The organism is Vibrio sp. 10N.222.52.B12 (assembly GCF_002875385.1).
In the GTDB taxonomy this organism is placed as follows: Bacteria; Pseudomonadota; Gammaproteobacteria; order Enterobacterales; family Vibrionaceae; genus Vibrio; species Vibrio jasicida.
The window spans coordinates 61,677-69,210 of record NZ_MDAW01000141.1 but is presented as its reverse complement, the minus strand read 5'-3'; the positions used below and the strand labels follow the sequence as shown (position 1 = coordinate 69,210).

The 7,534-nt window shown below is 43.6% G+C and carries 5 protein-coding genes and 1 pseudogene; 5 read left to right on the top strand and 1 reads right to left on the bottom strand.

Translation table 11 applies throughout. The features are described from left to right. Nucleotides 1-144 precede the first annotated feature (144 nt). A pseudogene (locus tag BCT11_RS28420) lies at nucleotides 145-276 on the top strand (IS3 family transposase); the annotation flags it as partial. Nucleotides 277-356: 80 nt separating this feature from the next. Next, the gene (locus BCT11_RS20340) at nucleotides 357-1,709 is read left to right on the top strand and encodes a linear amide C-N hydrolase (RefSeq protein WP_230676722.1); all 1,353 of its coding nucleotides are present in this window, start codon (nucleotides 357-359) and stop codon (nucleotides 1,707-1,709) included. A gap of 114 nt (nucleotides 1,710-1,823) precedes the next feature. Here the strand turns inward: BCT11_RS20340 and BCT11_RS20335 are convergent, their stop codons facing one another. After that, nucleotides 1,824-3,194, bottom strand: a complete 1,371-nt coding sequence (locus tag BCT11_RS20335; protein ID WP_102389125.1) for an MATE family efflux transporter — start codon at nucleotides 3,192-3,194, stop codon at nucleotides 1,824-1,826. A gap of 276 nt (nucleotides 3,195-3,470) precedes the next feature. On the opposite strand from BCT11_RS20335, the gene msrP reads away from it, so the two are divergent. From msrP to BCT11_RS20320, 3 genes are all read left to right on the top strand, one after another. Further along, nucleotides 3,471-4,475, top strand: coding sequence for a protein-methionine-sulfoxide reductase catalytic subunit MsrP (gene msrP / locus BCT11_RS20330; RefSeq protein ID WP_102389124.1), 1,005 nt, complete (start codon nucleotides 3,471-3,473; stop codon nucleotides 4,473-4,475). After that, a complete protein-coding gene (gene msrQ, locus BCT11_RS20325) occupies nucleotides 4,472-5,089 on the top strand; it encodes a protein-methionine-sulfoxide reductase heme-binding subunit MsrQ (protein WP_042601364.1) in 618 nt (205 codons plus the stop codon). Before msrP ends, msrQ begins: the two co-directional genes overlap by 4 nt. Nucleotides 5,090-5,667: 578 nt before the next feature. Next, on the top strand, nucleotides 5,668-7,176 hold the full coding sequence (locus tag BCT11_RS20320) for a DUF3360 domain-containing protein (protein ID WP_009704349.1): 1,509 nt from the start codon (nucleotides 5,668-5,670) through the stop codon (nucleotides 7,174-7,176). Nucleotides 7,177-7,534: the final 358 nt, after the last annotated feature.

The following is a 7,534-nucleotide window of genomic DNA, read 5'->3' as shown; positions in this document are numbered from 1 at the left end:
ATATCAACCTCTAAGCTCTAAAGTTTCAGATACTTTTTCTAATATCAGTTGAGTGGGTCAGAGCTTTTAGTGTAACGCGTTTTTGTCCAATACTTTCCTAGAAGCTGTTCAAACTCTAATGTCTACCGACACGGAGTTGTGCCTAAAATTCACTCCGCATAAAGAGAATCATAACTTGAAATTTTGATATGCATGGTGTTTCATTTAAATAGATGTAGCCATCAAACCCTCAATCCTGATGAAGCTTATTTCGGTAGGCAAAGATACGCAGCATAAGCTGGACCAACCACTTAAGGGAATTCACTTATGTTTGTAACCATTGGGCGCCACTTCTCTACTTATCAAGGACAGTGAATATGTGTACTAATTTTTCCATTACAGGGATGACATTGGATCCAAACAAGAACATACCCGTAGTTGGTCGTTCAATGGAGTTAGGACCAAGTCTTAAATCAGAGTTATTTTTCCGCAGCAAAGGGCATGAGTACACACAAGGTGCAGCGAAGGAGTTGACGCCATACAGTTTTGAGAGTGATGAATTTGTTATACGACCAGACATCTCCCTAGTGAATACCAAGTTATACACATGGAAAGGCAAGTACGATTTTGTTGCTTTGAATGGGTTTTCTACCTCAATCAAAGAAAGCGTTGGTGTAACACAGATATTGGCCGATATTGCAAGCAATGGTATGAATAAAGAAGGATTGACGTCTGGAACTATGGTTTTGGTACAATCTGAATATCAAGAACCATTGAAGCAAGATGGAGAGTTCAAAAACTGCAAAGGGGTGATTTATTATCCGAGTATCACTACATGGATCCTGTCTAACTGCGCTACGTGCCAAGATGTTATTGATGGTCTCCAATACGATAAATTGGTAGTCAATGAGAATGACTCTGACTTAAAAGAAAGCGATACCCCAGATGAAGATAAAATCTTAGTTGCCAATCCTTTCTCTAAAGTACCAAGTGCAATGCATTTTCATTTTCATGTTCAAGATGCTTTGGGCAATGGTATTGTATTGGAATACGTGGACGGCAAACTCACGATTACAGACCTTAACCCAATCGGAGTGCTCACGAACGACCCGTTGATTGCTTGGCAGCAAGAGAATGTCCGATACAACTATGTTGATGTGGTGCCATTTAACTTTCAAGATAATGACGGTCACGCTGCGACTCCTAATGTTGAAACCTATGATAATGCAGCAAGCCGATTTAAGTGCAACTCTAATGCTCAAGGTACAGGCTTTTCTAAAGTTCCTGGTAGTTCGACTCCTTTAGATCGTTTTGTGAGAGCGTCGATGATGACCAATTTCTCTTTCCCTGTGTATCAGTTAACGGATGATGAAGATATTTTGGCTGCCAACTTGGATTCTATGCAATATAGAAAAGAGGCGCTGAGCAGAGATATTCGTGTGGGCAAAGAAGACGCGACGACATTAGCTTTTCACATTTTAAATACCGTGGATATTCCGCAGGGGACGAGCAGAGACTCCACTGGCAAACTGGTTCACGACTATACACAGTGGGCAACCGTATCTGATTTGGTCAATAAAAAGTACTCTGTGAGAATGTATGAATCACCACAGATATTCAGCTTAGACCTAAATAAATTGGACTTTAAAAAACTAGAAAAAGAAGAACCTTACAAGTTAGATATTGGCGATAAATCTATTGATATTACTAATAAAGTAAACGGACGATAGGCTTATGTCCAAAACATCTCATAAAGGAAAGTGACATACGCTCTAACGCCTGGAACAAAAACGCCCACACTTATTCAAAAGTGTGGGCGTTTATCTTTTCTAATTCACAATCCGTTATTGCTTTACCATTTCCACTTCCAACATCGACGCTTGAGTCGCAGACAAGTTTTGTTTTACATAGCTAGTAAGCTGTAACCATGCAAACAAACCTGCTAGAACGTTAGCAATTGTCGCCGCGATGACGATTGTAAAAATGTTACCCCGTAATGATCCGATAGCAATCGCTGGGATGTACAGAACCACCAATCTTACAAAGCAAACGAATAGGGCAGTTTTGGGTTTACCCAATGCGTTGAAGATAGAAGTGATAACCATACACAAACCTAAAGGGCCATAGCTAAATGGAATCACCCAAAGAGCTAGCTTTAACCACTCTTGCATTGTGTTGTCCACCGATAGTAGAGGAACAACAATTGGTAAACTCACCACCAACAAAGTTGCGATGACCAAGTGGAACAAAATCACAAAGCGTGAAGCTGATTGAACGAGCGCTTGGATTGAATCAAAACGTTCGGCACCGAGTTCGCGGCCAATCATTGGTGGCAATGACATGGTGAGTGCTAGCGTGAAGATCAATAAGAAGCTTTCCACTCGGTTTAATAAGCTCCAAAATGCGATTTCATTAGTACCAAGATGAGCGATGAACATAACCGTCACGAAAGCACTGACTGACGGTAAGATCTGATTCATCATGGTTGGAATCGTGGTTTTGATCAGCAGAGCAGCATCGTCTTTGCTAGCTAAAGCCGAAGAGAAAGGCGCGAACCATTGACGACCTTTGGCTTTGTGCATCATGTAACCCGCACTGATGGCAAAGCCAAGCATCGATGCCAATGCAGCACCCGCAATTCCCATGTTTAGAACGAACATAAAGATCGGATCGAGCACGAGGTTGATAAGGCTTGCGATAACAAAGACAGAGCCCGTGACTTTAGTATCACCATTCGCACGGTAAACACAGGTCATTAAATACAGGACGGCACTGGATAGTGCGCTTAGCAACCATAGGCCCCAGAACTGACCAAATAACGTTTCGAGCTGCTGATATTGTGCGCCGCTGTCTTTCACAGAGACAAATGCAGAAAACACACTTTGCTCCATCAACCACAACGCAAATCCAATGAGAGCGATAAAAGCGCTACCGACCAGTAACGCAAGTGAAGCGGTATTTGTTGCGCGTCGCGTATTATTTGCGCCAAAAGCATGTGAGATGATCGACGTTGCTGCGACACCAATGCCGACTTGAATGCCAATAAAGCCAGCCTGAAACGGCATCGTGATACCTTGCACAGTAAGCTCGTTCACGCCAAGCATGCCGATAAACACTGCGTCGATAAGTTGTACTGACATGATCGCAAAAAGGCCGACAGTCAGCGGCAGTGTTTTTTCGAGAACGGATTTTAAGGTCGAGGAAATCGCTATCATCACAAGGCTCTTGATTCGAAAGTTCGGGAACAGTGCCAGTATAGAGTTGCGATTGTTAATGATAAGAGGGCTAATCCCTAAATCAGTTTTTAGATTTGGTTAATAATGAACTAAAAAGAGGCAGTATGAGAGCAACTCTGCTGGGCAAAAAGCTTAACTTGAATGCGTGTCTCTTTTTGTTTTTTATGAAATAAATTTGTTTTTGCTACGGTCTGTTTAAATCAACGTATTACCAGTTCGCTATTTACTAAAGTATGAACACATTCGGGGAAGATTATGTGGATTAAGAAGAATCATCGCTGGGCTTTATCTGAAAACGAAGCGACGCCAGAGTCCGTCTATAAAGAGCGTCGAGAGATATTGAAAAAGCTTGGCATTGCGGTTGTCGGCATGCCGCTCGCTGCAAATGCACAAGCTGGCATTTTGGACATCTTCTCGTCAAAGGAAAAGCCAGTCTCAGACAATCGAATTGACCTTAGCGCGGCGAAGCCACAACAGTACCAAGCGGATCTTTCTCTTACTCCTGAAAGTAAGATTCTGAAATACAATAACTTCTATGAGTTTGGTACCGATAAGTCTGATCCCGCGAGAAACTCTTCTGAGTTTGTGTCTGATCCATGGACGGTTGAGATCGATGGTTTGGTGAATAACCCAATTAAGCTCGACTACGATGACATCTTTAAAAAGTTCACACTTGAAGAGCGAATCTACCGCTTACGTTGTGTGGAAGCGTGGTCAATGAACATTCCGTGGATTGGCTTTCCTTTAGCGGACATCATCAAAACGGCGGACCCAAAAAGTAGCGCGAAATACGTTGCTTTTGAAACCCTCTACGACCCGAAACAGTTCCCAGCTCAAGGCTCGTTCAGCAGTATTGAATATCCTTACGTTGAAGGGCTTCGTCTTGATGAGGCAATGAACCCGCTCGCGCTGATTTCTGTGGGTTTATACGGTAAGACGCTTGCACCACAAAACGGTGCGCCACTTCGCTTAGTTGTACCGTGGAAGTACGGCTTCAAAAGCATCAAGTCTATTGTTCGAATCCGTTTAACTGACCGAGAGCCGCCAACAACGTGGAATCGTTTAGCGCCGAACGAATACGGTTTTTACGCGAATGTGAACCCGAATGTTGATCATCCACGTTGGAGCCAAGCAAGCGAGCGATTCATCGGGGAGGGCAGTGTGCTCAGCACTCGCAGACAGCCAACATTGATGTTCAACGGCTACGAAGAAGAGGTGGCGCATCTCTATAAGAATATGGACCTGAGGAAGTTCTATTGAGAAAGCTGACGCCAAAACACATCATTGCGCTTAAGGTCCTCATCCACCTTGTCTCTTTAGGCTTCTTAGGTCTGCTGGTTATTGCGATTAATACCGACAACTTAGGTGGCGACCCTGTTCAAGGCATCATTCATTACACGGGTATTAGCGCGCTGAATACGCTGTTTATTACCTTGCTGGTTTCTCCGCTTGCGCGTTGGACCAAGCAGGGTTTGTTAGTTCGAGTTAGGAGACTACTCGGGCTCTACAGCTTTTTCTGGGCAGTGCTTCATTTGGTTGCGTTTGCGGTACTTGATTTAGGGTTAGATTGGAGTTTGCTTGCCTCCGAAATCGTCAAACGCCCTTACTTGACCGTTGGTGCGGCAGTGTGGGTAATCTTGTTACTTCTGGCGGCGACTTCGACTCAATCTATACAACGTAAAATGGGTCCTAAATGGCAAAAACTGCATAACTGGGTATACTTAGCTGCGATACTGGCGCCGATTCATTTCTATTGGTCGGTGAAGTCAGAGGTAGCAGAGCCAACCATCTATATCCTAATCGCCATTGGTTTGTTGCTGGTGCGCTGGAAGACATTGAAGCAGCGAGTGTTTCGAAAAATGTTATCCAGTTGATGCGCTGTTAGACTAATTGCGATAAATGAATCAACAGACTAAAAGGGGCTACGTGAGCCCCTTTCTTCATTGGATAAAAAGCCGCTAACCCAAGCTTTCTGTGCTGTCGGCTCACCACGCTTCCACACCTTTTGTTCGCTCTCGCCAAAGACCTTGGGCTAGTTCTATCCAATCCCACTACAACGCTTATACCGTTAGCCCGAAACCTACGACTAATGTCTAACCACCTGAGACTATTTGTATTTTTTCGTTTGGTATAAGGTACTAGCAACTGAATTTTAAGAGTTCATAAAGATCAGTCATCGAGTTCTTGTAATACCAATCACAGTAAATAAGTGATCAGAAATAGCGTAGGGAAAATGCTTGAGAACAAGGCGCAATTTTTCGATAAGTAGTTATTCTACAATCAAAAATTGCAACGCAGTTATCGAGTATTTTAACAAGCTAGAATGACCAGTTATTTACTACGATTGGTATAACAGAGAATTTATAGACAATGACTCGCTTAATCTTCGTTTAGTGAGTAAACAACGTTGGTTGGAAAAACACACCTTAGAGTGTGAACGAAAGGAATCACAATGAGCAGCACTTTAGAGTCCGTACATATTGGAACAGATAAGCCTAAAGCCAGTGAGGATGAACTCACTTATGAGCAACAACATAAACCAAGTTCGGAGTTTGAGTCCCGAGAACAATATTTAGAGCACGAGTTGCAAATCATGGCGCCTAAACGTTGGCGTCCCAATTTGCCGTTTAAAGATTATCGATTCGAGGTAGAAGACACCATTCCAGCGATGGCTGCGACCATTGGTAAAGTCGTTATGGTGGGAGCCATCGCAGCAACCTTTGCCGGTGCGCTAGGGTTGAACGAAGGCTTTATTTTAGAAAATGTTCGTTATGAACTACTCATCGCCTCTGTTTTCATTATTCTTTTCTCAGGCTTTCTATTACCGACCGCAAACCTCGCGGGTACACACGGCCCACTCATTCCATTAATTCCTATCGTCGTTGCAGCAGGCGGGCACCCTATGGCCTTTGGTCTGCTGATTGGCGCCTTTGGCATACTGTTAGCCATCAGTAAAGGTGGCAGCATGTTGGCAAATCTTACCAGTAAAGGCGTGTGTGGCGGCTTATTACTCTACCTAGGCTTTGTTGGAACCGTCTCTCAAGTGAAAAAGCTGTTCGCTTGGGCTGAGGGAATAGGGATGAGTCACATCGCTTTTGTCGTGATCTTTTGCACCATTATTTTATATGCATTGCTGGAACATTTTCGTAAGCGTTGGCTAGCAGTCCCTCTTAGTTGCTTGTTAGGCGGTACGTTAGCCTTTGCCATGGGCGCGCCGTTTTCTTTTCAAACCGAGCCCGGCTTACCCAATATGAATCCTATGTATTGGTGGGGGGAAGATACGGGCTGGATGCTAGGTTTACCGACGATTGAACACTTCATGGTCGTACTGCCTTTTGCTATTTTGGCCGTAGCCATGTGGTCGCCAGATTTTTTAGGGCATCAAGTGTTTCAAAAAATCAGCTATCCAGAACGTACAGAAAAAGTACATATGAACATCGACGATACGATGACCACTGCGTCAATTCGTCAGACGTTCGGTTCTCTGCTCGGTGGTACTAACTTTACGTCTTCGTGGGGGACTTACATCGTTCCTGCGGCTATCGCTAAACGTCCTATTCCTGCTGGTGCTTTGCTGACGGCACTGTTCTGTATCATCGCCGCGGTTTGGGGCTACCCAATGGATTTAGCGATATGGCAACCAGTACTTTGTGTTGCGCTCATTGTTGGGGTATTTGTGCCTTTGCTAGAAGCAGGAATGGAGATGACGCGCGAAGGGAAAACCACTCAATCGGCGGCGATTGTTGTATTTTCTTCAGCGCTCGTTAACCCTGCATTTGGCTGGTCGCTCACTATGCTATTAGATAACTTAGGCTTAGTCGGCTGCAAAGAACGTAGTGGGGAACTCAGTAAAATGAGCCGTTGGGTGTTGCCTGGCATTATGTTTGTTGTGTTAACAAGCGTAATGGCGTTGGTTGGTCTACTACCAGGGATACCAGCAATTATCCCAAGTTTCCGTTAGATAGGTTCGTAGTACGATTTATGGTTTGAAGAACCTTTTTCTAACTTGATAGAAACGGTTTAGTTCTGTTGATCTAAACCGTTTTTGTTTATTGTAAGTTTGCCCGCCGCTTAAGCTTCATGCCTCCAAGTTATCATTTGGGCTATTTTCTCTAATACTTATCTGTGTTGCGATGAATGTAAGAATATGTTCGCTTCGAACATGGTGTTTATAGTTAATTAATTGATCTTACACATATTATTATGTCTGTGGTTGCACATATAATACAATTATTTGTATTAGTAGTCTGATCGCTAAACTCGGAAAATCATGATGTTACCCGAACCATACCCACTTCCAGCAGAGTCTTTACCAATTA

Bases quoted from the DNA above. Each gene is read 5' to 3' on its own strand.
- BCT11_RS20340 (WP_230676722.1), top strand. From the start codon at position 357: ATGTGTACTAATTTTTCCATTACAGGGATGACATTGGATCCAAACAAG.
- BCT11_RS20335 (WP_102389125.1), bottom strand. From the start codon at position 3,194: ATGATAGCGATTTCCTCGACCTTAAAATCCGTTCTCGAAAAAACACTG.
- msrP (WP_102389124.1), top strand. From the start codon at position 3,471: ATGTGGATTAAGAAGAATCATCGCTGGGCTTTATCTGAAAACGAAGCG.
- BCT11_RS20320 (WP_009704349.1), top strand. From the start codon at position 5,668: ATGAGCAGCACTTTAGAGTCCGTACATATTGGAACAGATAAGCCTAAA.